Origin of the sequence: Maritalea mobilis, assembly GCF_019800885.1 — a bacterium.
GTDB classification, from domain to species: Bacteria; Pseudomonadota; Alphaproteobacteria; order Rhodobacterales; family Rhodobacteraceae; genus Roseibacterium; species Roseibacterium beibuensis.
In genome coordinates this window covers 1,150,897-1,174,097 of the sequence record NZ_JAHVKE010000001.1, presented here as the reverse complement: position 1 = coordinate 1,174,097, position 23,201 = coordinate 1,150,897, and the positions used below count along the sequence as shown (strand labels likewise).

Below are 23,201 nucleotides of genomic sequence, written 5' to 3'. Positions count from 1 at the left end.
AGGCCAGCGAATTCCGTGTTCGGACGATCAGACGTCCTTGCCGTAAGCGGCTTCGAGTGCTGCACGACGCAGCATCGAGCGGTTCAGGCCGAGATCGGCCATTTCGCGCCCCGACAGGCCTTGAAGCTCGGCCAACGTGCGGCGATACAGACGCCAGGTCGCGTAGGCTTCGGCGGCTTGCTGCCAGATTTCGCCCAGGCGGCTGCCCAGGGCGACGGTGCTGCGATTGCTCGAAACAAATGCCATGTTTCTTGTCCTTGCGTTTTCTGCCGGAGGCGGCTGTGGAACTGCCACGCGTCCTGCTCAGTGTAGTGCTTGGGGCCGCGCCCCTGTTGAGGAAGAAGATAGGCGAATGCTGCGGGTGCACAATAAACAAGGCTTCAACGCCGCTATGCAGAAAATGCATACATCATGCTGACCTATTTTCCCCTACGTAAACGGGCTTTTGCATGATTGCAGGGGGTGCATTCGGGGATCCGCAGTTCCGCCGGTTTTTCGGCGGCGTGTTCTTCGCGGTGCAGGCGATCTGGATCCAGAGGGTGACCATTTCCTGGCTTGCGTGGGAGAGGACGGGCTCTGCCGAGTTCGTCGGCCTGGTGGCGAGCCTCAGCCTTGCACCGACCCTTGTGGCAGGTCCGCTGTTCGGTGTGCTGGCCGACCGCGTTAACATCCGGCGGGCGGCTTTGGTGACCAATGGCGGCATGGCGGCGGTGTTGGCGGCGCTGGCCATTGCCTTGCCCATCGCCGGACCGCTGGCGCTGGCGATGGCCGCATTGGGTGTCGGCGTGATCTCGGCCGCGCATCACCCGGTGCGCATGTCGCTTGGCCCCCGGCTGGTCCCGGCGGACATGGTGCAGCACGTGGTGTCGGTTACGGCGCTCAACTTCAACCTTGCGCGACTTGTGGCGCCGGTCGCTGCCGGTTGGATCATCGCGGGGTTCAGCGGCGCGTTCGCGCTGTGGGTCGCTGTGGCTTGCTATCTCCCGATGCTGGCCGTTCTGCCAGGCTTGCGCCCAAGGGATCTTCCGCCGCGCGCGCGTGCGCCGTTCCTGACCGAGTTGCGGGAAGGGGTGCGCTATGCCTGGCGCACGCCGCTGATCCGGCGCGCTTTGCTGATCACGTTGGTCTTCGCGACGCTCGTGCGTGGTGCCCTGGAGGTCTTGCCGGTGCTGGCTGACGGGGCCTTCGGTCGCGGCGCGGCGGGCTTGGGCATGTTGACGGCGGCGGCCGGGGCCGGGGCGCTGTCGTCGGCCTTGCTGAAGGCGTTCGGCGCCGGGGCGGTCGGCGCGCGTATTCCACCGGCGGTTTATATAGCGGTCGTCCTGGGCTTTGCTGCCGTGATCGGGATGGGCTTGGCCCCTGTCTGGCCGCTGGCCCTGGCCGCGACGGCCTTGGCGGGGTTCTGTGCCACATGGTGTGGCGTCAGTTTGCAAGCCGCGATCCAGACGGAACTGCCCGATGCCTACCGGGGCCGGGTGATGTCGCTCTGGGTGGTGGTCGGGTTTGGCACGGTGGCCATCGGCGCGCTGTCCATCGGGGCGCTCGCCGAGCGGCTCGGTATCGGGACGGCGCTGGCCGTGGCAGGGGGCGCGGGGATGCTTCTGGCCGCGATCATCTTTCTGGGGGGTGCGCGCCGCTGACTTGTGCCCTATGTGGCGGTTGACGGATTTGCTCAGGAAAGGACGCGCCCCATGACCCAGACCCGCGACAGCATCCTCGACGCGTTGCGCGCGCTGACACTGCCCGATGGCGGCGACCTGGTCAGTCGCGACATGGTGCGTGCCCTGCGGATCGAGGGCGAGAAGGTCAGTTTCATCATCGAGGCCGAAACGCCCGAGGCCGCGCGTGGCATGGATGGAGTGCGCCGCGCCGCGGAACAGATCGTCTCGCGCCTGCCCGGTGTCGACGGCGTGAGCGTCGCCTTGACCGCCCATGGTCCGACTCAAAAGGCCCCGCCCGCCGCGCCGCAAGGCGGCGAGCCGCCGACGTTGAAAATGGGCGGGCACATGAAGCCGCAGGAAGGCTCGATGAAACCCTCGGGTGTCAAGACGATCATCGGGATCGGGTCCGGCAAGGGGGGCGTGGGCAAATCAACCGTCGCCACGAACCTCGCCGTGGCGCTGGCGCGGCAGGGGCGGCGCGTGGGCCTGCTGGATGCCGATATCTACGGCCCCAGCGTGCCGCGCATGATGGGTGTGAACAAACGCCCCGCCAGCCCGGACGGCAAGACGATCATCCCGCTCAAGAACCATGGCGTCACCATGATGTCGATCGGCTTCATGCTGCCCGAGGAAAAGGCGGTGGTCTGGCGCGGCCCGATGCTCATGGGGGCGTTGCAGCAGATGCTGACCCAGGTGGAGTGGGGCGAGTTGGACACGCTCCTTGTCGACCTGCCGCCGGGTACGGGCGACGTGGCCATGACCCTCTGCCAGAAAGCCGAGGTGACGGGGGCGATCGTCGTGTCGACGCCGCAGGACGTGGCGCTGCTCGACGCGCGCAAGGCGTTGAACATGTTCGACCTGCTCAAGACCCCCGTTCTGGGCCTGATCGAGAACATGGCGAGCTACATCTGCCCCAATTGCGGTCACGAGGCGCATATCTTCGGCGAGGGCGGCGTCCGGTCCGAAGCCGAAAAGCTGGGCCATCCGTTCCTCGGTGCGCTTCCGATCAGCCTTGAGACGCGGATCGCGGGCGATGCGGGCACGCCGATCGCGGCAGGCGAGGGACCGATGGCCGAGGCCTATGCGAACCTCGCGAAGCGATTCATCGAGGGTGGGCTGGCCTGACACCGACCCTTATCCGCGCATCACGAGAGGGTGATTCGCAAGGCTCGGGGTGGGAAAACCCGCCAATTCCGCCCTCGCGGCGCAAAATCTGGAAAAACCTGCCACGTTATGGGAATGCCCCGGGCGAGGCCTGATTTTCACTACATATGGTGTTTTGATGCGGGCGGCCCACAATCTGGGCCGCCTCTTTCGTTGCAAATGGGCAACGACAGGGGTGCTCAAGGGCCCTGTTTCCCAGTCTTTGGCAGATAAACCCAAAAAAAGGTGTTGAGTGGGGAGGTTTCCCATGGCACAAATTATCCATCGGCAGACGAGATCGAACAACGGGTCGCAAAGACCTGAAAAGACAACAAAAACGGCAGGTGTTCATACAGGCAATCTCGAACGCCAAGACAAAGAGATCCGGCGCGCAAGCGAGCAGACATCCCCCCAGGTGGCCTGCGTAGTCGGACACCCAGCAATGGGACGAGGGCGGCGGATTGAGCAGTGGCAGCTTGCTCAATCCGCCGTTTCCGTTTCGGGGCTGGAATAAGGCTCGAATGAGGCGAAAAAGAGGCAAACGCGGTGGACCGCAGATTTCTGGGCGAAAGCCTCAACAAGGTGGACGGAAAGGGCCGGGTCTCGATCCCGGCTAAGTTCCGTCGCGTCTTGCAGAACTGCGACAAGGACTATGCGCCCGGCGGCGCACCGCGCCTGTACATCGCCTATGGCGACCCCAAGAAAAATTACCTGGAATGCTTGTCGGGCGATGCGTTCGACCAGATCGACCAGATGATCCAGCAGCTTACGCCCGGCAGTCCGCTGAAAAAGGCGATGGGCTATCTCTATTACACCAAGTGTGACGCGACCGTTCTGGACGATACCGGACGTCTCGTGCTGTCACAGGCCGCCCGCGAGAAGATCGACGTCGACGGAGAGGCGCTGTTCCAGGGCCATGGCGACCAGTTTCACATCCTCAAGCCGTCCGAGGCCAGCGCGGCGGACGAGGATTACGAGGCGATGCTGGCCGAGATGGGACAGGATGATGCCTATTTCGATCCGCTCGCGGCCGCCTATCGCGAGCTTGAGGCGCGCAAGGTCGAGCCGGTGGAATGACGGACGCGTCGCACCCGGACAAGGCCCCGCATATTCCCGTTCTGCTGCGTCCGTTGATACGGGCTGTGTCTCCGGTTTCTGGCGTGTGGCTGGACGGCACTTTCGGCGCTGGTGGCTACGCCCGTGGTCTGCTTGAGGCGGGGGCGGATGTCGTGATCGGCGTGGACCGTGACCCGTTGGCCTTTGAGATGGCCGAGGATTGGGCCGGCGCCTATGGCGACCGGCTCAAATTGGTTGCGGGAAATTTCGCGGACCTCGACGCCCATGCCGCAAGCGTGGGCTTTGCCGCCCTGGACGGTGTGACCCTGGATCTTGGCGTTTCCTCCATGCAGCTGGACATGGCCGAGCGCGGCTTTTCCTTTCTGCGCGACGGCCCGCTCGACATGCGCATGGGGCGCGAGGGGCCTTCGGCCGAGGATATCGTGAACGACGCCCCCGAGGCGCTGATTGCCGACATCCTGTTTCACTACGGGGAAGAGCGTGCCGCGCGGCGCATCGCGAAGGCGATTGTCTCGGAGCGCGCCAAGGGGCGCATCACCTCGACCCTGCATCTCGCGACGCTCATCGAGGGCTGCCTGCCGCGCAAGAAACCGGGTCAGAGCCACCCGGCGACCCGCAGTTTTCAGGCGATCCGCATCGCGGTGAACGACGAATTCATGTCCCTTGTCAGGGGGTTGGAGGCGGCAGAGCGCGTGCTAAAGCCCGGCGGCAAGTTGGCCGTCGTGTCGTTTCATTCCATCGAGGATCGCGTGGTGAAACGGTTCCTCGCCGAACGCTCCAGCCGCGGGGGCGGTGGCTCGCGCCATGCACCGGCCGAGGCGCTTCGCGATCCGGGCTTCGACCTGACCCCGAAAAAGGCGATCCCGCCCGACCCCGAAGAGATCGAGGCCAACCCGCGGGCGCGCTCTGCCAAGCTGCGGGTCGCCACGCGGACCGACGCGCCCGCCCGGGGCGTCGATGCCGCATCACTTGGTGTCCCGCAGGTCGAGGGGGGCTGGTAAATGCGGACCTTCGTCACGGCTTTGGCGGCGCTCGCAGTGATCGGCCTTGGGTATTGGGCGTATCACCAGACCATCCTGACCCAGCAAGCCTTGCGCGAGGTCGACCGTCTCCAGCGCGCCATCGGGGCCGAACATGAACGCCTGTCGGTCTTGCGCGCCGAATGGGCCTATCTCAATCGGCCCGACCGTCTGCGCGACCTTGCGGATTTCAATTTCGACAGGCTGGGCCTGATGCCCTTGGCCCCCGAACAGTTCGGCGACGTGATCGAGATCCCCTATCCGCTGCCCGCGCCGGACCCGGCCGACGCGGTTGAAGAATTGTTGCTGGAAAACGCCTCGACCCCCGAGGGGAGGGACGATCCATGAGCCTGCGCACGCCCTTGCGCCCCCTGGCGCGCATTCTGGACGCCCGTCAAAAGGGCGAAAACCCCGACGCGATCGAGCGGGAGAACCGCCGTCTTCGGCACGAGGCGGAACGCGACAAGCTGCGCGTGCGCGCCGAAAGCCGCCTGTTGCTGGTTGCGGTCTGTTTCCTCGCGGCGTTCTGCACCGTGGGCTACCGGATGGCGGCGCTGGCCACGTCCGAACCGGTAGAGCCGCGCGTGGCGAGCGGCAGCGGCGATACGATCCTGAACACGCGGGCCGATATCATCGACCGCCACGGGCGCGTTCTGGCCACGAATTTCGCGACCAACGCGCTTTACGCGCATCCGCACGAGATCATCGACGCGCGCGCCGCAGCGGACGGATTGGCCGAGATCTTTCCGGATATGGACGCCGATGCGCTCCACCGTCGCTTCACCTCGGAAGCGCGGTTCATCTGGCTGCGCCGCTATATCAGCCCCGAGCAGGAACAGCAGGTGCATGACCTTGGCGAACCGGGCTTGCTCTTCGGGCCGCGCGAGATGCGGCTTTATCCCAACGGGTCCGTCGCATCGCATATCCTGGGCGGTGCGGGTTTCGGCCAGGAGGCGGTGAACGCCGCCGAGGTCGTCGGCGTGGCCGGGATCGAGGCGCAGTTCGACAGCGATCTGCGTGACCCGGCGCGCGATGGCCCGCTGCAATTGTCGCTGGACCTGACGGTGCAGGCCGCGGTGGAAGAGGTCCTTGCCGGTGGCATGGCGCTGATGAACGCGCGCGGCGCGGCAGCCGTCCTGATGGATGCCGACACCGGCGAGATCGTGGCGCTGGCCAGCCTGCCCGATTTCGACCCCAACGCGCGGCCGCGTCCCCTGACCGAAGGCGATCAGGCCGACAGCCCGCTGTTCAATCGCGCGCTTCAGGGCGTCTACGAACTGGGCTCCGTGTTCAAGACATTCACCGTGGCGCAGGCGCTGGACGAGGGCCTGGTCGATCTCTCGACCATGGTGGACACGACCGGGCCGCTGCGCATGGCGGGTTTCGCGATCCGCGATTTTCACAGCTATGGACCGGAACAGTCCGTCACGGATGTTTTCGTGCATTCCTCCAATATCGGCACGGCGCGCCTTGCCCGCATGATCGGGGCCGAGCGGCAGCGCGCGTTTCTCGACCGCCTGGGCCTGCTGGAGCCGACAGGGGTGGAACTGGTCGAGGCGGGCGCGGCGCGGCCCCTGACCCCCAGCCGGTGGGGCGAATTGTCGACCATGACGATCTCCTACGGGCATGGCGTTTCCACGTCGCCCGTGCATCTTGCGGCGGCCTACGCGACCATTGCCAATGGCGGCACGCGGGTCACACCCACGCTTCTGCGTCGGGATGCGCCGGTGTTGGGCGAGCGGGTGATTTCCGAGGAAACCAGCGCCCGGATGCGCGAGCTGCTGCGCGCGGTGGTCACCGATGGCACCGCCAGCTTCGGCGAGGTCGAAGGCTATTCGGTGGGCGGCAAGACCGGCTCGGCTGAGCTCCCGCGCCCCCAAGGGGGCTATTTCGAGGACCGCAATATCAACACATTCGCCAGCGTCTTCCCCAGCGATGATCCGGAATATGTGCTGGTGGTCACGCTCTACGAACCGGCGGAAACCTCGGGGCCGGAACCGCGCCGCACCGCGGGCTGGACCAGCGTGCCCGTCGCCGCCGAGATGATCCGGCGTGTCGCACCCCTGCTGGGCTTGCGACCCGAGATTGAACAGCCCCCCGTTTCTCCGCTATCCAGCTCCTCGAATTGAGCGTCGCGCGACAGTCGGGCGGGGCGGAACGGGGGATTTCATGGCCAACCACACCAGCACGCTTTCGGCCCTTGGACTGACCCCGCGCGAGGGGCGGGATGTCGAGGTGACGGGCCTTGTCATCGACAGTCGGAAGATCGAAAAAGGCTGCCTTTTCGCAGCTTTGCCCGGCACGCAGGTCCATGGGGCAAGCTACGTGGGTGCTGCGATCGAGGATGGCGCTGCGGCGATCCTGACGGACCGCGAAGGGGCGATCTTGGCCACCGATGCGCTGTCCGGCGCGGACGTGGCGCTGGTGGTGGTCGAGGACGCGCGCGCCGCCCTTGCGCATGCGGCGAACCTCTGGTTCGGCGCGGTGCCCGAGACGATCGTCGCCGTGACGGGCACGAATGGCAAGACCAGCGTCGCCAGTTTCGCGCGCCAGATCTGGGAGGCTTTGGGCGAGCCTGCCGTGAACATCGGCACCACGGGCGTCGAAGGCAGCCATACCGCGCCCGGTATCCATACCACGCCCGATCCGCTGACGCTGCATCGCCTCCTGGCCGAGCTGAAATCCGAAGGCATCGACCGCGTCGCGATGGAGGCCTCGTCGCACGGTCTCGACCAGCGGCGGATGGAAGCGGTCAGCCCTTGTGCCGCGGCCTTCACGAACCTGACGCAGGATCACCTCGACTATCACGGCACGATGGAGGCCTATTTCGAGGCCAAGGCCCGGCTGTTCTCGGATCTGCTGCTGGATCAGGGCTCGGCTGTCATCAACGTGGACGATCCTTACGGGCGGCGCCTCGCCAACGCGCTGGACGAGCGCGACGGGTTGGAACTGATCCGCATTGCGCAATATGCCGAGGATGCCGAGATCCGCATCACCGGGCGGCGCATGGATGAAACCGGGCAGGACGTGCTGGTCACGGTCTGGGGGCAACCGCGGCGGATCAGGCTGGACCTGATCGGCGCGTTCCAGGCGATGAACGTGCTGACGGCGGCAGCGCTGTGCATCGCGGCGGGCGAGGACCCCGATGCCGTGTTCTCGGTCCTGGGCGAGATGCGCGGCGTGCGTGGGCGGATGCAACTGGCGGCGCGGCGTGAAAACGGCGCCCCGGTCTATGTCGATTATTCGCACACCCCCGACAGTATCGAGACCGCGCTGAAGGCCTTGCGCCCGCATGTTCTGGGGCGGCTCGTGATCGTCTTCGGCGCCGGTGGCGACCGCGACCGAACGAAACGTCCGCTGATGGGCAAGGCTGCGGCCGAGAACGCCGACGTGCTGTATCTGACCGATGACAACCCGCGTTCCGAGGATCCGGACCTGATCCGGGCCGAGGTCAAGCAGGGCTGCCCCGATGCCATCGAGGTTGCCGACCGGGCCGAAGCGATCCTGCGCGCGGTCGATGCGCTCGAACCAGGCGATGCGCTTTTGATCGCGGGCAAGGGGCACGAGACGGGGCAGATCGTCGGGGACGTGGTCTATCCCTTCGATGACGTGGAGCAGGCGAGCGTCGCCGTGGCCGCGCTGGAGGGGCGGGCATGAGCGTGCTTTGGACCGCCGCCGATGCCGCCGCCGCCACCGGTGGCGAAGTGGCGGGCGACTGGGCGGCGACGGGCGTTTCCATCGATACGCGCACGATCGCGCCGGGCGATTTGTTCGTGGCGCTGACGGCGGCGCGCGACGGGCACGAGTTCGTGGCGCAGGCTTTGGAGAAAGGCGCTGCGGCGGCCATGGTCAGCCATGTGCCCGAGGGCGTCGATCCCGCGCGTTGCCTGTTGGTGCCCGATGTGCTGGATGGGCTGGTGGCGCTTGGCCGCGCGGGTCGCGCGCGCACCAAGGCGCAGGTGATTGGGGTCACGGGCTCCGTCGGCAAGACGACCGTAAAGGAGATGTTGCGCACGGCGTTGTCCGCACAGGGCAAAACCCATGCCGCCGAGGCGAGCTACAACAACCATTGGGGCGTTCCCCTGACGCTGGCGCGGATGCCGGTGGAGACGGATTTCGCCATTATCGAGATCGGCATGAACGCCCCCGGAGAGATCTCCCCCCTCGCGCGGATGGCCCGGCCGCATGTCGCCATGGTCACCATCGTGGCCGGTGCACATCTGGAGGCGTTCGGCAGCCTCGACGGGATCGCGCATGAAAAGGCGTCGATCTACGACGGTCTGGAACCCGGCGGCGTGGCCATCGCCAATGCCGACGTGGCAACCGCGCCGATCCTCTTTGCCAAGGCCGAGGGGGTCGGCGCCCAGCTGATCCGCGTGGGCGAGGCCGAGGGCGCCGATCTGCGCCTGCTGGACGCGCGGATCGTTGGCGAGGCCACGGTCATCCGGGCCGAGGATCGCGGCGTCGAGCGGCTCTTGAAACTGATGGCACCCGGGCGGCATTTGGCCATGAACGCCTTGATGGCCCTTGCGGGGGCAGACGCCGCGGGCGCAGACCCGGCCGAAACCGCGATCGCCTTGGGGCACTGGACGCCGGTCGAAGGGCGCGGCACCCGCGAGCGGCTGGTGCTCAGCATGACCGACGACATCGCCATCGACCTGATCGACGACGCGTTCAATGCCAACCCGGCCTCGCTGGCTGCGGGGCTCGAGGTATTGGCCGGTACCGTTCCAGAGCGCGGCGGGCGGCGCATCGCGATCCTGGGGGACATGCTTGAACTGGGGGCCGAGGCCCCGGTGATGCATGCCGAGGTGGCGGATCTGCCCAGCATGGCAGGGGTGGATCTGGTGCACACGGCTGGCCCGCTGATGCAGCATCTCCATGAGGCGCTGCCCGGCGCGAAGCGTGGCCTTCACGCTGAGACCGCCGACGAATTGGCCCGCCTGGTCCCGCGCGAGTTGCGCCCCGGCGATATCGTGCTGGTCAAGGGATCGAAGGGCAGCAAGGTCTCCCGCGTGGTTGACGCGCTCAGGAAACTGGGGCAAGCGGCTGCGGATGATAGGCGAGGGCCCCGCTAGATGTTGTTTTGGCTGAACGAGCTGTCGGATGGCGGCGATTTCTTCAACCTGTTCCGGTATATCACGTTCCGCGCTGGCGGCGCCTTCTTCACGGCCCTGATTTTCGGCTTCATTTTCGGGCGTCCCCTGATCAACGCGTTGCGGCGGAAGTACTCGAACGGTCAGCCGATCCGCGAGGACGGGCCGGCGCATCACATCACCACCAAGTCGGGAACGCCGACGATGGGGGGGCTGTTGATCCTTGCGGCATTGACGCTGTCGACGCTGCTTTGGGCGCGGCTCGACAATATCTATGTCTGGATGGTGCTGGGTGTGACGGTCGCCTTTGGCCTCGTGGGGTTTGCAGATGACTGGGCCAAGGTCAGCCGTAACAATACCAAGGGCGTGTCCGGCAAGGTTCGGCTGGCGATCGGCTTCCTGATCGCGGCGGTCGCGGGGAGCGTCGCCGTCTATGCCCATCCGGACGCATTGTCGGCCCAACTGGCCATGCCGGTCTTCAAGGATGTCCTGATAAACATGGGCTGGTTCTTCGTGCCGTTCTCGATGATCGTCATCGTGGGATCGGCCAACGCGGTGAACCTGACCGACGGGCTGGACGGATTGGCGATCATGCCGGTGATGATCGCGGCGGGCACCCTGGGCGTCATCGCCTACGCGGTCGGTCGCGTCGATTTCACCGAGTATCTCGACGTTCATTACGTTCCGGGCACCGGCGAGTTGCTGGTCTTCACGGCGGGGCTGATTGGCGGCGGGCTGGGCTTCCTGTGGTACAACGCGCCGCCGGCGGCAGTGTTCATGGGCGATACCGGGTCGCTGGCCCTTGGCGGGGCCTTGGGGGCCATTGCCGTGGCCACCAAGCACGAGATCGTTCTGGCGATTGTCGGCGGTCTCTTCGTGGCCGAGGCGCTGAGCGTCATCATCCAGGTCCTCTATTTCAAATCGACCGGCAAGCGCGTCTTCCTGATGGCGCCGATCCACCACCATTTCGAAAAGAAGGGCTGGGCCGAGCCCCAGGTCGTCATCCGCTTCTGGATCATTTCCCTGATCCTTGCGCTCATCGGCCTTGCCACGCTGAAACTGCGCTGAGCGCGCGGAAGGGGGAGGCGCGGCCTCACGCGCCCCTGACGGGGCACATTCGCCCGCGCCTGTGCGCCTGATCCCCGCCGTGCCTGTGTCCCGCGAAGGTGCGGGCGCACTGGCATCGGGGCCGCGAAGCGCCTATGTCGAAGCGACTTGGAACAAAGGGTGCGTGCGATGATCCCCGTCTTGGGTTTCGAAGGCCAAAAGGTCATGGTTCTGGGTTTGGGCCGCTCGGGCATCTCGACCGCGCGGGCCTTGCGTGCGGGCGGCGCCGAGGCGCTGTGTTGGGACGATGGCGAGGCCGGGCGCGCCGCCGCCGAGGCCGAGGGCTTCACCTTGGTGGACCCGATGAAATCCGGCGCCTTCGACGGCGTCGCGGCCCTGATCACGTCGCCCGGCATCCCGCATCTCTACCCTGCGCCGCATCGTGCCATCGCCGCCGCGATGGAGGCGGGCGTGCCCGTAGACAACGATATCGGCCTGTTCTTCCGCTCGCTGGGGCAGGGGGATTGGGTGCATCACGACACGCCCCCGCGCGTGGTGGCGGTCACCGGGTCGAACGGGAAATCCACGACCTCGGCCCTGATCGCCCATATCCTTCAGACGGCGGGCACGCCCTGTCAGTTGGCGGGCAATATCGGGCGCGGGGTTCTGGACCTCGAGCCGCCGATCGACGGCGAGGTGATCGTGCTGGAACTGTCCAGCTACCAGACGGATCTGGCCCGCGCCCTGACGCCGGATATCGCGGTCTTCACCAACCTGTCGCCGGATCATCTGGATCGCCATGGCGGGATGGGGGGCTACTTCGCCGCCAAGCGTCGGCTTTTCGCCGAGGGCGGGCCGGACCGCGCGGTGATCGGCGTCGACGAACCCGAGGGGCGCTACCTGGCGAACCAACTCAGCGAGGGCGACGGAGACGCGCGCCTGATCCGGGTCGCCAGCCGCAAGCTGGCCGGTGCGGGCTGGGATATCGTGACGAAGAAAGGTTGGTTGTCGGAAACGCGCAAGGGGCGGCAGGCCGCCTCGATCGACCTGCGCGGCATCGCCGGCCTGCCCGGCGCGCATAATCACCAGAACGCCGCCTGCGCCTACGCGGCCGCGCGTGCGCTTGGCCTGTCCCCGCGCGTCGTCGAACAGGCGCTTCACACGTTCCAGGGCCTGCCCCATCGCAGTCAGCGCATCGCCGAGATCGCTGGCGTGGCCTATGTCAACGACAGCAAGGCCACGAATGTCGATGCGGCTGTCAAGGCGCTGTCGGCCTTCCCGCGTATCCGCTGGATCTGTGGCGGGCTGGAGAAGGAAGGCGGCATGCAGGCGCTGGCCGGTGCCACGGGCAACGTGGTGAAAGCCTACGTGATCGGGCGCGAGGCGGCAGGCTTCGCCCTGCATTTGGGCGACCTGCCGCACGAGGTTTGCGGCGACATGGCCACGGCCGTGTCCCGTGCCGCCGCCGAGGCGGAGCCGGGCGAGACCGTTCTGCTGGCCCCGGCAGCGGCGAGTTTCGACCAGTACGACAATTTCGAGCAACGCGGCGATGATTTCGTCGCGCAGGTGGCCAAGCTGGGCTGAGGTTGCTGCGGTGTGCGCAACTGGATGTCGCGGCGAAAGCTAGGCCTTTCGCGTAGCGGTCTTTCCATACCCCGTTATGCAATGCGCCATTCATGCTATGGTTAAGGCCATCCCGAACCGGGGGCGGCGACATGGCAAAGGTTCTTGGATTGGGCGGCGTGTTCTTCACTTGCGCCGATCTCGACACGACAAAAGCGTGGTATGCCCGGGTTCTCGGCATGGAGTCTGACGCGGACGGTGGCCTCGCCTTCCTGCACCGTGACAGCGCCGAGGCGTTTCCGCAGGGCGCACGGACCGTCTTTGCCCCATTCCCCGACGCCAGCTATTTCGCACCGTCCTCGGCGCAGTTCATGCTGAACCTGATTGTCGACGATCTGGACGCGATCCTGGCGCGCGCCAAGGCCGAGGGCGTGGACGAGGTGCAACCGCGCGAGGCGCATCCCTATGGGCGCTTCGGCTGGATCATGGACCCCGATGGACGCAAGCTGGAACTGTGGGAGCCGCCGCGCGGCTGACCGGCTGAAAAGCGTTATTGCTGGCCCCGCAGCCCGAATACGGCTAGAGTAACGCGATAGACCCCGGAAAACCGGGGCACGAGGCAGAACCAGGCAACGACAACAAAAAGGGATCGGGCAATCCCATGACGGAAATCGCGCATGGCACGGTGATCGTGCAATCCGGCGAGGCTGTTCTGCCCCGTTGGTGGCGGACGGTCGATCGCGTGACCTTGGGATGCATTCTGGCGCTGTTCGCCATTGGCATCCTGTTGGGCTTTGCCTCGTCTCCGCCCCTGGCCGAGCGCAACGGCCATGATCCGTTCCACTACGTGATCCGTCAGGCGGCCTTTGGCGGCATGGCCCTGTCGGTGATGGTTTTTGTCTCGATGCTGTCGCCCACGACGGTGCGCCGGATGGGCGTGCTTGGGTTCTTCGCAGCGGTTGCGGCGGTGGCCCTGTTGCCGGTCTTCGGCACCGATTACGGGCAAGGCGCGGTGCGCTGGTACTCTCTCGGCTTCGCGAGCCTTCAGCCCTCGGAATTCCTGAAGCCCGTCTTCGTGGTTTTCACCGCATGGATGGTCGCCGCCAGCCAGGAGATCGGCGGCCCGCCCGGCAAGTCCGTCTCGTTGTTCGTGGCGGTGATGATCGTGGGCTTTCTGGCCATGCAGCCTGATTTCGGGCAGGCGGCGCTGATCGTCTTCGCGTGGTCGGTCATCTATTTCGTCGCTGGTGCGCCGATGATGATCCTATTCGTCGTGCTCGGGCTTGTGGGGCTCGGCGGCGTCGTTGCCTATAACAACTCGGAACATTTCGCGCGCCGCATTGACGGGTTCCTGTCGGCCGAGATCGATCCGAACACGCAGCTGGCCTATGCCACGGACGCGATCCGTGAGGGCGGGCTGTTCGGCGCGGGCCTTGGCGAGGGCTCGGTCAAGTGGACGCTGCCCGACGCGCATACCGATTTCATCATCGCGGTCGCGGCCGAGGAATATGGCCTCGTGCTGGTCCTGATCATCATCGCGCTTTACGCGGGCATCGCGATGCGCAGCTTCTTCCGGCTGATGCGCGAACGCGACCCGTTCATCCGGCTGGCGGGCACGGGCCTGGTCAGCCTGCTGACCTTGCAGGCCTTCATCAACATGGCCGTCGCGGTGCGGCTGCTGCCCGCGAAGGGGATGACGCTGCCCTTCGTGTCCTACGGCGGCTCTTCTCTGATCGCGACGGGCATTGCGGTGGGGATGCTGCTGTGTTTCACCCGCACCCGCCCGCAGGGCGACATCGGCGATTTCCTTCTCAACCGGCACGGCAGGACATGATGCACCACCCCCATCTGATCATCGCGGCAGGCGGCACCGGCGGGCATATGTTCCCCGCGCAGGCGCTGGCCGAGGCGATGGTGCGCAAGGGGTGGCGGGTGACGCTCTCGACCGATGCGCGGGGCGCGCGCTACACCGGTGGCTTCCCGCATGTCGTCGAGGTGCGCGAGGTCGCGTCGGCCAGTTTCGCGCGCGGCGGTGTGGGTGCCAAGCTTGTGGCGCCGTTCCGGATTCTCGGCGGCATTCTTTCGGCCACCTTGCGGATGCGGCGCGAGAAGCCCGCCGTGGTGGTGGGCTTCGGCGGTTACCCGACGATCCCGGCGGTTGCGGCGGCGATCCTGACGCGCCGGCCCCGGATGCTGCACGAACAGAACGGCGTGCCGGGCAAGGTCAACCGCATCTTCGCCAAGCGCGTCAACACGGTAGCCTGTGGCACATGGCCCACGGTCCTGCCCGAGGGGGCGCAGGCGATCCACACGGGCAACCCGGTGCGCGCCGCCGTGCTGGACCGCGCGGGCGCGCCCTACACGCCGCCCGGCGACTGGCCGATGAGCCTTTTGGTCTTCGGGGGCAGCCAGGGGGCCCATGTCTTTTCCGAGGCCGTTCCGGCCGCGCTGGCGTTGCTGCCCGAAGAGCTGCGCGACCAGTTGCGCGTCGCCCAGCAGGCCCGCCCCGAGGACGCCGAGGCCGTTGCCGCAGCCTATGAGGCGATGGGCGTTCGGGCCGAGATCGAACCCTTCTTCAAGGACATTCCGCGCCGCCTGTCCGAGGCGCAGCTGGTGATCTGCCGCGCGGGGGCCTCGTCGCTCGCGGATCTGTCCGTGATCGGGCGCCCGTCGATCCTGATCCCTTATCCCTTTGCCGCCAACGATCACCAGACCGCCAATTCCAAGGCCTTGGTCGAGGCCGAGGCCGCGATCCGCATCCCGCAAAGCAAGCTGACCCCCGAGTCGCTGGCCGAAGCCATCGCGTCGGTGCTGACCCAGCCCGAGGCCGCGGGGCGCATGGCCCAGGCCGCGCTGTCGGTCGGTGTGCCTGACGCCACCGAACGCCTTGTCGCCCTGGTCGAGGAACTCGCAGGCCTCAAGCCCGCCAAGACACATGAGGACCAAGAATGAGTGCTGCCGCCGTCACCAAGCTTCCGACCCAATTGGGCGCGATCCATTTCGTGGGGATCGGGGGTATCGGCATGTCGGGCATCGCCGAGGTTCTGCTGAACCACGGGTATCACGTGCAGGGGTCCGACCTGAAACCGTCGAAGATCACCGAGCGGCTGGAACGGCTCGGCGCGCGGATTTTCATCGGGCAGCGGGCGGAGAACCTCGAAAATGCCGAGGTCGTGGTGATCTCTTCGGCGATCAAGCCGGGCAATCCGGAACTGGACAGCGCCCGTCTGCGCGGCCTGCCCGTGGTGCGCCGGGCCGAGATGCTGGCCGAGTTGATGCGCCTGCGCTCCAACATCGCGGTGGCGGGCACCCATGGCAAGACGACGACCACGACGCTGGTGGCGACGCTGCTGGATGCGGGCGGGGTGGATCCGACCGTCATCAATGGTGGCATCATCCACGCCTACGGGTCGAACGCAAGGGTGGGGCAGGGCGACTGGATGGTGGTCGAGGCCGACGAAAGCGACGGCACCTTCAACCGTCTGCCCGCGACCATCGCCATCGTGACCAATATCGACCCCGAGCATATGGAGCATTGGGGCACCGAGGAGAACCTGCATCAGGGATTCCTTGATTTCGTGTCGAATATCCCGTTCTACGGGCTTGCCGTGTGCTGTACCGATGATCCGGATGTGCAGACGCTGGTGGGCAAGATCACCGACCGCCGCGTGACGACCTTCGGCTTCAACGCGCAGGCCGACGTGCGGGCGATGAACCTGACCTACAAGGGCGGCATCGCGCATTTCGACATCGCGCTTCAGCCGGAGGGAAAGATCATCGAGGGCTGCACCCTGCCGATGCCGGGCGATCACAACGTCTCGAACGCCTTGGCGGCCGTGGCGGTGGCGCGGCACCTGGGCATGAAGGCGGATGAAATCCGCGCCGCGCTCGCCAACTTCAAGGGCGTGAACCGCCGTTTCACCCGCGTGGGCGAGGTGGGCGGCGTGACCGTGATCGACGATTACGGCCACCACCCGGTCGAGATTGCCGCCGTGCTGCGCGCCGCGCGGCAGGCCTGCGAGGGGCGCGTCATCGCCGTGCATCAGCCGCACCGCTACACGCGCCTGCATTCGCTCTTCGACGATTTCTGCAGCTGTTTCAACGATGCCGACGTGGTGGGCATCGCCGAGGTCTATGCCGCCGGCGAGGAACCGATCGCGGGCGCAAGCCGGGATGATCTTGTCGCCGGGCTGATCCGGCATGGTCACCGCCACGCGGTCGCGGTGAATTCCGAGGATGACCTCGAAAAACTGGTCCGGGCCGAGGCGCGCCCGGGCGACATGGTGGTCTGCCTCGGGGCGGGCACGATCAGCGCCTGGGCGCATGGCTTGCCCAAGCGGCTGGCCGAAGGGCAGGAGGCCGGTGCAGGCGCGCCCTGAGATAACGCCCCCGGGCACAGAGGCGCTTCAGCGCCGGCTGGGTCTTGGCCTGATGACGGCCTACGGCATCGGCATCATGGTCGGCGCGGGCATCTATGTTCTGGTGGGCGCAGCAGCCGGGGCGGCGGGTGTCTGGGCGCCGGTGTCCTTCCTGCTGGCCGGGTTGGTGGCCGTGCCCTCGGCCCTGGCCTTCGCCGAGTTGTCGGCGCGCATTCCCGAGGCGGCGGGCGACAGTTCCTATGTCGAGATCGGGCTGCGCCAGCATTGGCTGGCCGTCATCGTCGGCGCGATCAACATCATCGCCGGAACGGTCGCCTCGGCGGCCGTCTTGCGCGGCGGGGTCGGCTATCTGACCGGCGTGGTTGATATCGACCCGGTGGTGGCCACCGTGGGGCTTGGCGTTGCGCTGACCGCGATCGCCATCCTTGGCGTCGTCGAAAGCCTGAGTTTCGCGGCGGTGCTGACCGCGGTCGAGGTTGGCGGGTTGATCCTGATCATCTGGGCGGGCTTCGGCGTGGCCGAGCCTGTGGCCGACTGGGTGGCGCCCCCGGCACCCCAATGGTCGGGCATCGCCTTCGCTGCCATCTTCGGCTTTTTTGCCTTCATCGGGTTCGACGACCTCGTCAACATGGCGGAAGAGGCCCGTGACCCACGCCGGACGATGCCGGCCGCGATCCTGATCTCGCTGGCGATCACCGCGATTCTCTACGCGCTGGTCACGATGGCGGCGGTCCGCAGCGTCGAGGTCGAGGCGCTTGGCCAATCCGAGCAGCCCCTGGCGCTGGTCTGGTCCACGGCGACGGGAACCTCCGCCTGGTTCCTGTCCGTCATCGCCGTCTTCGCCGCGCTGAACGGCGTTTTGGCGCAGATCATCATGGCCGCGAGGGTTCTTTTCGGTCTCGGACGGCGCAGCCCGACACTGGCGATCTTCCACCACGCCCACCCGCGTTTCGGAACACCGGTTCTGGCCTCTCTGCTGATCGGGGTGGCGGTGATCCTCTCTGCCCTTGCGCTGCCTGTGGCAGAGCTGGCGGAGATCACCACGCTGGCCCTGTTGATCGTGTTCTCCATCGTGAACGCTGCCCTGATCGGTGTGAAACGCCAAGGCCCGTGGGACGGGTTTGCCGTGCCCGTTTGGGTGCCGTGGCTGGGGATCGCGGCCTGCCTGTCCTGTTTCTCCGCCGCCATATGGGGGAGCGCATGAGCCATCTGTCGATCCTTGCCCGTCTGCCCGCCTCGGAGGATGCGCCCGTGGGCCTGATGCCGGGGCCGGCGCAGGTCATTCGGGGCGTCTCGTGCGCGATCGCGGTGCCCCTGCGACACGGGTTTTTCAGCTTGCAGCCCCGGGGAAATCCCGTTTCTGTCATTTTGGCGGCCACCGCATCGGTGGTCCGCCGCCCACTTGGCGCGTCCGCGCGTCACCTGGTTTGGAGGGCCTGACCATGCCCCTTGCCTTTATCCTGGCCTGCCTTTGGGCGCTGACAGCCTGCCTGGCAGGCATGATGCCAACGCGCTTTCACTGGCCAGCGGCCTGGTTGCTGATCGCAACGGGCATTCCCCTTCTGGGGCTCGTGACCGTGTCGATGGGGCCGTGGTGGGGGTTGGGTGTGATGGCCGCCGGGGTCTCGGTCCTGCGCTGGCCGCTGATCCGGCTTGCCCAAACCCTGCGCGCCTCCTTCGGTGCCAATGAAGCGCAGACGCCCCCGGGCGAATGAGGGCCACTGGACCCGGGCCACGCGCTCGGGCTAGAGAACGCCCATGACCACGGGCGCTGCAATCCTTTCCACCAGTTTCGGCCTATCCGGCCTGATCCTTGGCACGTTCCTGTCCTCCGGTCGGCTCGAGCAGGCCTTGGGCGTGCTCTTGCCCATGCCGGTGGGGCTGGCCATCGGGGCGCAGTTGGGCTGGGCCCGCAGCCGGGAGGGCAGGGGATGACCGAGATCGAGATGCCCGATGTGCGCGGACGCCTGACGCGAAACCGCGATCTGTCTTCACTGACATGGCTGCGCGTCGGCGGTCCGGCCGATTGGTTCTTTCAGCCCGCGGATGAAGCGGACCTGTCCGATTTCCTCGCGGCGCTCGATCCCGAGATGCCGGTTTTCCCCATGGGGGTCGGCTCGAACCTGATCGTGCGGGATGGCGGGATCGAGGGTGTCGTGATCCGGCTCGGGCGCGGGTTCAATGGCGTCGAAATCAAGGGTGACCTCGTTCACGCGGGCGCGGCGGCCCTCGATGCGCAGGTCGCCAAGCGGGCGGCGGAGGGTGGGCGCGACCTGACATTCCTGCGGACGATCCCCGGCTCGATCGGGGGGGCGCTGCGGATGAATGCCGGCTGCTATGGCTCCTACGTGGCTGATCACTTCGTCTCTGCCCGCGCGGTGTTGCGCGATGGCACCATCGTCACCCTGGGGCCAGATGACGTCAGTTTCGCCTACCGCAACACGGACCTGCCGGAGGGCGCAGTGATCACGCAGGTGAGTTTGCGCGCCGAGGCGGGAGACCCCGAGGCGCTGCTTGCGCGGATGGACGAGCAACTGGCAAAACGCGATGCGACCCAACCCACAAAGGACCGGACGGCTGGATCGACCTTTCGCAACCCGGCGGGGTTTTCCTCGACGGGCCGTGCGGATGACAGCCACGAGTTGAAGGCCTGGAAGGTGATCGACGATGCCGGCATGCGCGGCGCGACCCTTGGCGGGGCCCAGATGTCCGAGATGCATTCCAACTTCCTGATCAATGCCGGTGGGGCCAGTGCTGCCGATCTGGAAGGATTGGGCGAGCTTGTCCGAAAAAGGGTTTTCGAGACCAGCGGTTTGACGCTAGAATGGGAAATCAAGCGTGTCGGGCGACCGACACCGACCGGCCCGGCAAAGACCGGGTCGTAGAATAACAAGAAAAGCTGACCGGGCCAAAAGAACACCGGCGGCAGATGAGGCACAGTGGTGGCAAGTTCGAGCAGAACAGCCTCCCGCGTCGTGGTCCTGATGGGCGGCCCCTCGGCTGAGAGGGACGTGTCGCTCAGCACGGGAACGGAATGCGCCAAGGCGCTGCGGGGCGAGGGCTATGAGGTGATCGAGGTCGATGCCGGCCCCGATCTGGCCGAACGTCTTGCCGATCTTTCCCCCGACGTGGTGTTCAACGCCCTCCATGGCCGCTGGGGCGAGGATGGCTGCGTTCAGGGCATGCTCGAATGGCTGCGCATTCCCTATACCCATTCCGGTGTGCTGGCCTCGGCGTTGGCGATGGACAAGACCCGCTCGAAAGAAGTGTACCGCGCGGCGGGCCTGCCCATCGTCGACAGCGTCATTCGCTCCAGGGACGAGGTGATGGCCCGACACGTCATGGAGCCGCCCTATGTCGTGAAGCCCAACAACGAAGGCTCGTCGGTGGGCGTCTACCTCGTGACCGAGGGGGCGAACGATCCGCCGAAACTGTCTGCCGACATGCCCGCGCATGTCATGGTCGAGGCCTTCGCCGCGGGGCGCGAGCTGACCGCCTCGGTCATGGGGGCGGGCGAGGGCGACCCCGGTGCGCTGACCGTGACCGATATCCTGACCGAGGGCTGGTATGACTACGACGCCAAGTACCGCCCCGGCGGGTCGCGTCATGTCGTGCCCGCCGATGTGCCCTCCCAGATCTTCGATGCCTGCATGGACTATGCCACCCGCGCGCATGTCGCCCTCGGGTGCCGGGGGGTCAGCCGCACCGATTTCCGCTGGGATGAGGCGAGGGGGCTCGACGGCCTGATCCTGCTGGAGACAAACACCCAGCCCGGCATGACGCCCACCTCCCTGACGCCCGAGCAGGCGCAGGCCTGCGGATATTCCTTCGGCGCGCTCTGCCGCTGGATGGTGGAGGATGCCTCATGCGATCGCTGATGCGCAGGCGGAGCGGCGTCGATCCCGCGCCCTCGATCTGGACCTACCGGGTGCAGCGCCTGTGGCTGACCCCGTTCTTTCGCCGCCTGCTGCGGGTGGGCCTGCCTGCCTTTGCGCTGGCCTTTGGGACGCTTTGGTATTTCACCGACGAGGACAATGTCACGGCGCTGGTTGAAGGCGTGCAGGAAATCCGCCGCGAGATCGAGAACCGCCCCGAGTTCCGCGTGAACCTGATGGCGATCGAGGGGGCAAGCCCCGTCGTGACCGACGAGGTGCGCGGCGCGATGGGCCTGGACCTGCCGCAATCCTCGTTCGACATCGACCTCGACATGCTGCGCGAGCGGCTCGTTGCCTTGCCGGCGATTGCGGATGCCGATCTGCGTATCCAGTCCGGTGGCATCCTGTCGGTCACCATCACCGAGCGTGTTCCGGCCCTGATCTGGCAAACGCGCGAAGGCACGGTCCTGATCGACGCCGAAGGGCATTTCGTGGCCGGCCTGGAAGACCGCGTGCCCGAGCGTCCCTTGCCGATGGTGGGCGGTGCAGGCGCAGACATGGTCGTGGACGAGGCCCTGGCGTTGTTCGCCGTGGCCGAGCCGCTGGGGGACCGGCTGCGCGGATTGGTGCGTGTCGGCTTGCGCCGGTGGGACGTGGTTCTGGACAGTGGGTTGCGTATCCAGCTTCCGGAAACCGGGGCGCGCGCCGCGCTCGACCGCGTGCTGGCGCTGGATGATGTCCAGGAAATCCTGTCGCGCGATGTCATGCGGATCGATCTGCGCAACCCGCGCCGCCCGACCGTGCAGCTCAGCCCCGATGCCATGACCGCGCTGCGCCAGTTGCGCGACGGCGAACCCAACCCTCAACCCCTCAGCGGAGATCAACGCGGATGAACCTGCTTTATCAGTCCCAACGGGCGATGCGGGCCAAGCGGCAAGAGGCGATGCGCCGTGGCGTCCTCGCCGTTCTCGATATCGGGTCGCACAAGATGTCCTGTCTCGTGCTGCGTTTCGACGAAACCGATCCCGGCGCGGCGTCAGAGGGCGTCGGGGCCATGGCGGGGCAGGCGGGCTTTCGCGTCATCGGCGCCAACACCACCCGGTCCCGCGGGGTGCGGTTTGGCGAGATCGACACGGTGCAGGAAACCGAGCGCGCGATCCGCACCACCGTGCAGGCCGCCCAGAAGATGGCGCAGGTGCGCGTCGATCACGTGATCGTTTCCTTTGCCGGGGCCAGGCCGCGCAGCTACGGCCTCGATGGCGAGATCACCCTGACGACGGGCACAGTGCATGACGCCGATGTCGCCCGTGTACTGGCGGCTTGCGATATCCCCGATCTCGGTCAGGGGCGCGAAGTGCTGCATGCCCAGCCCGTGAACTTCTCGCTCGATCACCGCACGGGCATGGGCGACCCCCGGGGGCATGTGGGCAATCGCCTGTCGGTGGACATGCACCTGCTGACGATCGAGGCGGCGGCGATCGAGACGCTGCTGTATTGCGTGAAGCGCTGCGATTTGGAACTCGCCGGTCTGGCCAGCGCGCCCTATGTCGCCGGCATCTCCAGCCTGGTCGAGGACGAGCAGGAACTGGGCGCGGCCTGTATCGACATGGGCGGCGGCACGACCAGCCTGTCGATCTTCATGAAGAAGCACATGATCTTCGCCGATACCGTTCGGATGGGCGGGGACCATGTGACCAGCGATATCAGCCAGGGCCTTCAGATCCCGATGTGCGATGCCGAGCGGATCAAGACACGGTTCGGCGGCGTGATCGCCACGGGCATGGATGATCGCGAGATCATCGAGTTGGCAAGCGACACGGGCGACTGGAACCATGATCGGCGCACCGTCAGCCGCGCCGAGTTGATCGGCGTGATGCGTCCCAGGGTCGAAGAGATCCTCGAAGAGGTGCGCGCGCGTCTGGATGCGGCGGGGTTCGATCATCTGCCCAGCCAGCGGATCGTTCTGACCGGGGGATCGTCGCAGATCCCTGGGCTCGACGGTCTGGCCAGCCGCATCCTGGGCAACCAGGTGCGCCTCGGGCGTCCGTTGCGCGTGCAGGGCTTGCCGCAATCGACCTGCGGCCCTGCCTTTTCCTCGGCGGTGGGCCTCGCGCTTTTTGCGGCCTATCCGCAGGACGAATGGTGGGACTTTGAAACACCAGCGGACCGTTACCCGGCGCGCAGCCTGAAACGGGCCGTCAAGTGGTTCCGTGACAATTGGTGACCACCGCATCTGGTGGTCACCCCCCAAATCCCGCAAAATCGGCGGTTTTCCGCCCCATATTTCGCGATTTTCGCCAAATTTCCGCGTGACGCGCGCGCGGGAGTTGGGTAGCATGTA

General features: G+C 66.6%; 23 protein-coding genes. 22 read left to right on the top strand and 1 reads right to left on the bottom strand.

Going from position 1 to position 23,201, the window contains the following annotated elements; genetic code table 11:
• Positions 1-27 precede the first annotated feature (27 nt).
• Positions 28-246: a DUF1127 domain-containing protein gene (locus KUV65_RS05680; RefSeq protein ID WP_222188366.1), complete on the bottom strand. Its 219-nt coding sequence runs from the start codon at positions 244-246 to the stop codon at positions 28-30.
• A gap of 203 nt (positions 247-449) precedes the next feature.
• Between KUV65_RS05680 and KUV65_RS05675 the strand changes: the two genes are divergently transcribed.
• The 22 genes from KUV65_RS05675 to ftsA all read left to right on the top strand — a co-directional run bounded on the left by KUV65_RS05675 (position 450) and on the right by ftsA (position 23,084).
• A complete protein-coding gene (locus KUV65_RS05675) occupies positions 450-1,640 on the top strand; it encodes an MFS transporter (protein WP_222188365.1) in 1,191 nt (396 codons plus the stop codon).
• A gap of 51 nt (positions 1,641-1,691) precedes the next feature.
• The gene (locus KUV65_RS05670; RefSeq protein WP_261331596.1) at positions 1,692-2,786 is read left to right on the top strand and encodes an Mrp/NBP35 family ATP-binding protein; all 1,095 of its coding nucleotides are present in this window, start codon (positions 1,692-1,694) and stop codon (positions 2,784-2,786) included.
• Positions 2,787-3,072: 286 nt separating this feature from the next.
• Positions 3,073-3,318: a hypothetical protein gene (locus tag KUV65_RS05665; protein WP_222188364.1), complete on the top strand. Its 246-nt coding sequence runs from the start codon at positions 3,073-3,075 to the stop codon at positions 3,316-3,318.
• 32 nt (positions 3,319-3,350) lie between these two features.
• The gene (locus KUV65_RS05660; RefSeq protein ID WP_222188363.1) at positions 3,351-3,881 is read left to right on the top strand and encodes a division/cell wall cluster transcriptional repressor MraZ; all 531 of its coding nucleotides are present in this window, start codon (positions 3,351-3,353) and stop codon (positions 3,879-3,881) included.
• A complete protein-coding gene (rsmH, locus tag KUV65_RS05655) occupies positions 3,878-4,882 on the top strand; it encodes a 16S rRNA (cytosine(1402)-N(4))-methyltransferase RsmH (RefSeq protein WP_222188362.1) in 1,005 nt (334 codons plus the stop codon). Before KUV65_RS05660 ends, rsmH begins: the two co-directional genes overlap by 4 nt.
• On the top strand, positions 4,883-5,248 hold the full coding sequence (gene ftsL, locus KUV65_RS05650) for a cell division protein FtsL (RefSeq protein WP_222188361.1): 366 nt from the start codon (positions 4,883-4,885) through the stop codon (positions 5,246-5,248). It begins immediately after the preceding gene.
• Positions 5,245-7,029: a peptidoglycan D,D-transpeptidase FtsI family protein gene (locus tag KUV65_RS05645; RefSeq protein ID WP_222188360.1), complete on the top strand. Its 1,785-nt coding sequence runs from the start codon at positions 5,245-5,247 to the stop codon at positions 7,027-7,029. The genes ftsL and KUV65_RS05645 overlap by 4 nt, the downstream gene beginning before the upstream one ends.
• A gap of 40 nt (positions 7,030-7,069) precedes the next feature.
• A complete protein-coding gene (locus KUV65_RS05640; RefSeq protein WP_222188359.1) occupies positions 7,070-8,557 on the top strand; it encodes a UDP-N-acetylmuramoyl-L-alanyl-D-glutamate--2,6-diaminopimelate ligase in 1,488 nt (495 codons plus the stop codon).
• Positions 8,554-9,978 (top strand): UDP-N-acetylmuramoyl-tripeptide--D-alanyl-D-alanine ligase, encoded by a 1,425-nt coding sequence (locus KUV65_RS05635; protein WP_222188358.1) that lies wholly within the window; start codon positions 8,554-8,556, stop codon positions 9,976-9,978. The genes KUV65_RS05640 and KUV65_RS05635 overlap by 4 nt, the downstream gene beginning before the upstream one ends.
• Entirely contained in the window at positions 9,979-11,064 is a 1,086-nt protein-coding gene (gene mraY, locus KUV65_RS05630; protein WP_222188356.1) for a phospho-N-acetylmuramoyl-pentapeptide-transferase, read from the top strand. It begins immediately after the preceding gene.
• Positions 11,065-11,232: 168 nt separating this feature from the next.
• On the top strand, positions 11,233-12,627 hold the full coding sequence (murD, locus tag KUV65_RS05625) for a UDP-N-acetylmuramoyl-L-alanine--D-glutamate ligase (protein ID WP_222188354.1): 1,395 nt from the start codon (positions 11,233-11,235) through the stop codon (positions 12,625-12,627).
• A gap of 131 nt (positions 12,628-12,758) precedes the next feature.
• The gene (locus KUV65_RS05620) at positions 12,759-13,142 is read left to right on the top strand and encodes a VOC family protein (RefSeq protein ID WP_222188352.1); all 384 of its coding nucleotides are present in this window, start codon (positions 12,759-12,761) and stop codon (positions 13,140-13,142) included.
• A 125-nt stretch (positions 13,143-13,267) separates the two neighbouring features.
• Positions 13,268-14,440, top strand: coding sequence for a putative lipid II flippase FtsW (gene ftsW, locus KUV65_RS05615; RefSeq protein ID WP_222188350.1), 1,173 nt, complete (start codon positions 13,268-13,270; stop codon positions 14,438-14,440).
• Positions 14,437-15,558 (top strand): undecaprenyldiphospho-muramoylpentapeptide beta-N-acetylglucosaminyltransferase, encoded by a 1,122-nt coding sequence (gene murG, locus KUV65_RS05610; RefSeq protein WP_222188348.1) that lies wholly within the window; start codon positions 14,437-14,439, stop codon positions 15,556-15,558. The genes ftsW and murG overlap by 4 nt, the downstream gene beginning before the upstream one ends.
• Positions 15,555-16,985: a UDP-N-acetylmuramate--L-alanine ligase gene (gene murC / locus KUV65_RS05605; protein ID WP_222188346.1), complete on the top strand. Its 1,431-nt coding sequence runs from the start codon at positions 15,555-15,557 to the stop codon at positions 16,983-16,985. The genes murG and murC overlap by 4 nt, the downstream gene beginning before the upstream one ends.
• Positions 16,969-18,189: an APC family permease gene (locus KUV65_RS05600; protein WP_222188344.1), complete on the top strand. Its 1,221-nt coding sequence runs from the start codon at positions 16,969-16,971 to the stop codon at positions 18,187-18,189. The genes murC and KUV65_RS05600 overlap by 17 nt, the downstream gene beginning before the upstream one ends.
• Before the next feature lie 238 nt (positions 18,190-18,427).
• Positions 18,428-18,700 carry a DUF2484 family protein gene (locus tag KUV65_RS05595; RefSeq protein ID WP_222188342.1) on the top strand — a complete coding sequence of 91 codons (273 nt, stop codon included), beginning with the start codon at positions 18,428-18,430 and terminating at the stop codon, positions 18,698-18,700.
• Positions 18,701-18,743: 43 nt separating this feature from the next.
• Positions 18,744-18,920 (top strand): hypothetical protein, encoded by a 177-nt coding sequence (locus tag KUV65_RS05590; RefSeq protein WP_222188340.1) that lies wholly within the window; start codon positions 18,744-18,746, stop codon positions 18,918-18,920.
• On the top strand, positions 18,917-19,870 hold the full coding sequence (murB, locus tag KUV65_RS05585; protein WP_222188338.1) for a UDP-N-acetylmuramate dehydrogenase: 954 nt from the start codon (positions 18,917-18,919) through the stop codon (positions 19,868-19,870). The genes KUV65_RS05590 and murB overlap by 4 nt, the downstream gene beginning before the upstream one ends.
• Before the next feature lie 57 nt (positions 19,871-19,927).
• Positions 19,928-20,863, top strand: a complete 936-nt coding sequence (locus KUV65_RS05580; RefSeq protein ID WP_308124528.1) for a D-alanine--D-alanine ligase — start codon at positions 19,928-19,930, stop codon at positions 20,861-20,863.
• The gene (locus KUV65_RS05575) at positions 20,851-21,753 is read left to right on the top strand and encodes a cell division protein FtsQ/DivIB (protein WP_222188336.1); all 903 of its coding nucleotides are present in this window, start codon (positions 20,851-20,853) and stop codon (positions 21,751-21,753) included. Before KUV65_RS05580 ends, KUV65_RS05575 begins: the two co-directional genes overlap by 13 nt.
• The gene (gene ftsA / locus KUV65_RS05570) at positions 21,750-23,084 is read left to right on the top strand and encodes a cell division protein FtsA (protein ID WP_222188334.1); all 1,335 of its coding nucleotides are present in this window, start codon (positions 21,750-21,752) and stop codon (positions 23,082-23,084) included. Before KUV65_RS05575 ends, ftsA begins: the two co-directional genes overlap by 4 nt.
• The last annotated feature ends 117 nt before the right edge of the window (positions 23,085-23,201 follow it).

What these genes read in the sequence shown, in the direction of transcription:
- KUV65_RS05680 (WP_222188366.1), bottom strand. Translation starts at nt 246, where the DNA reads ATGGCATTTGTTTCGAGCAATCGCAGCACCGTCGCCCTGGGCAGCCGC.
- KUV65_RS05675 (WP_222188365.1), top strand. Translation starts at nt 450, where the DNA reads ATGATTGCAGGGGGTGCATTCGGGGATCCGCAGTTCCGCCGGTTTTTC.
- KUV65_RS05670 (WP_261331596.1), top strand. Translation starts at nt 1,692, where the DNA reads ATGACCCAGACCCGCGACAGCATCCTCGACGCGTTGCGCGCGCTGACA.
- KUV65_RS05665 (WP_222188364.1), top strand. Translation starts at nt 3,073, where the DNA reads ATGGCACAAATTATCCATCGGCAGACGAGATCGAACAACGGGTCGCAA.
- rsmH (WP_222188362.1), top strand. Translation starts at nt 3,878, where the DNA reads ATGACGGACGCGTCGCACCCGGACAAGGCCCCGCATATTCCCGTTCTG.
- ftsL (WP_222188361.1), top strand. Translation starts at nt 4,883, where the DNA reads ATGCGGACCTTCGTCACGGCTTTGGCGGCGCTCGCAGTGATCGGCCTT.
- KUV65_RS05645 (WP_222188360.1), top strand. Translation starts at nt 5,245, where the DNA reads ATGAGCCTGCGCACGCCCTTGCGCCCCCTGGCGCGCATTCTGGACGCC.
- KUV65_RS05640 (WP_222188359.1), top strand. Translation starts at nt 7,070, where the DNA reads ATGGCCAACCACACCAGCACGCTTTCGGCCCTTGGACTGACCCCGCGC.
- KUV65_RS05635 (WP_222188358.1), top strand. Translation starts at nt 8,554, where the DNA reads ATGAGCGTGCTTTGGACCGCCGCCGATGCCGCCGCCGCCACCGGTGGC.
- mraY (WP_222188356.1), top strand. Translation starts at nt 9,979, where the DNA reads ATGTTGTTTTGGCTGAACGAGCTGTCGGATGGCGGCGATTTCTTCAAC.
- murD (WP_222188354.1), top strand. Translation starts at nt 11,233, where the DNA reads ATGATCCCCGTCTTGGGTTTCGAAGGCCAAAAGGTCATGGTTCTGGGT.
- KUV65_RS05620 (WP_222188352.1), top strand. Translation starts at nt 12,759, where the DNA reads ATGGCAAAGGTTCTTGGATTGGGCGGCGTGTTCTTCACTTGCGCCGAT.
- ftsW (WP_222188350.1), top strand. Translation starts at nt 13,268, where the DNA reads ATGACGGAAATCGCGCATGGCACGGTGATCGTGCAATCCGGCGAGGCT.
- murG (WP_222188348.1), top strand. Translation starts at nt 14,437, where the DNA reads ATGATGCACCACCCCCATCTGATCATCGCGGCAGGCGGCACCGGCGGG.
- murC (WP_222188346.1), top strand. Translation starts at nt 15,555, where the DNA reads ATGAGTGCTGCCGCCGTCACCAAGCTTCCGACCCAATTGGGCGCGATC.
- KUV65_RS05595 (WP_222188342.1), top strand. Translation starts at nt 18,428, where the DNA reads ATGCCCCTTGCCTTTATCCTGGCCTGCCTTTGGGCGCTGACAGCCTGC.
- KUV65_RS05590 (WP_222188340.1), top strand. Translation starts at nt 18,744, where the DNA reads ATGACCACGGGCGCTGCAATCCTTTCCACCAGTTTCGGCCTATCCGGC.
- murB (WP_222188338.1), top strand. Translation starts at nt 18,917, where the DNA reads ATGACCGAGATCGAGATGCCCGATGTGCGCGGACGCCTGACGCGAAAC.
- KUV65_RS05575 (WP_222188336.1), top strand. Translation starts at nt 20,851, where the DNA reads ATGCGATCGCTGATGCGCAGGCGGAGCGGCGTCGATCCCGCGCCCTCG.
- ftsA (WP_222188334.1), top strand. Translation starts at nt 21,750, where the DNA reads ATGAACCTGCTTTATCAGTCCCAACGGGCGATGCGGGCCAAGCGGCAA.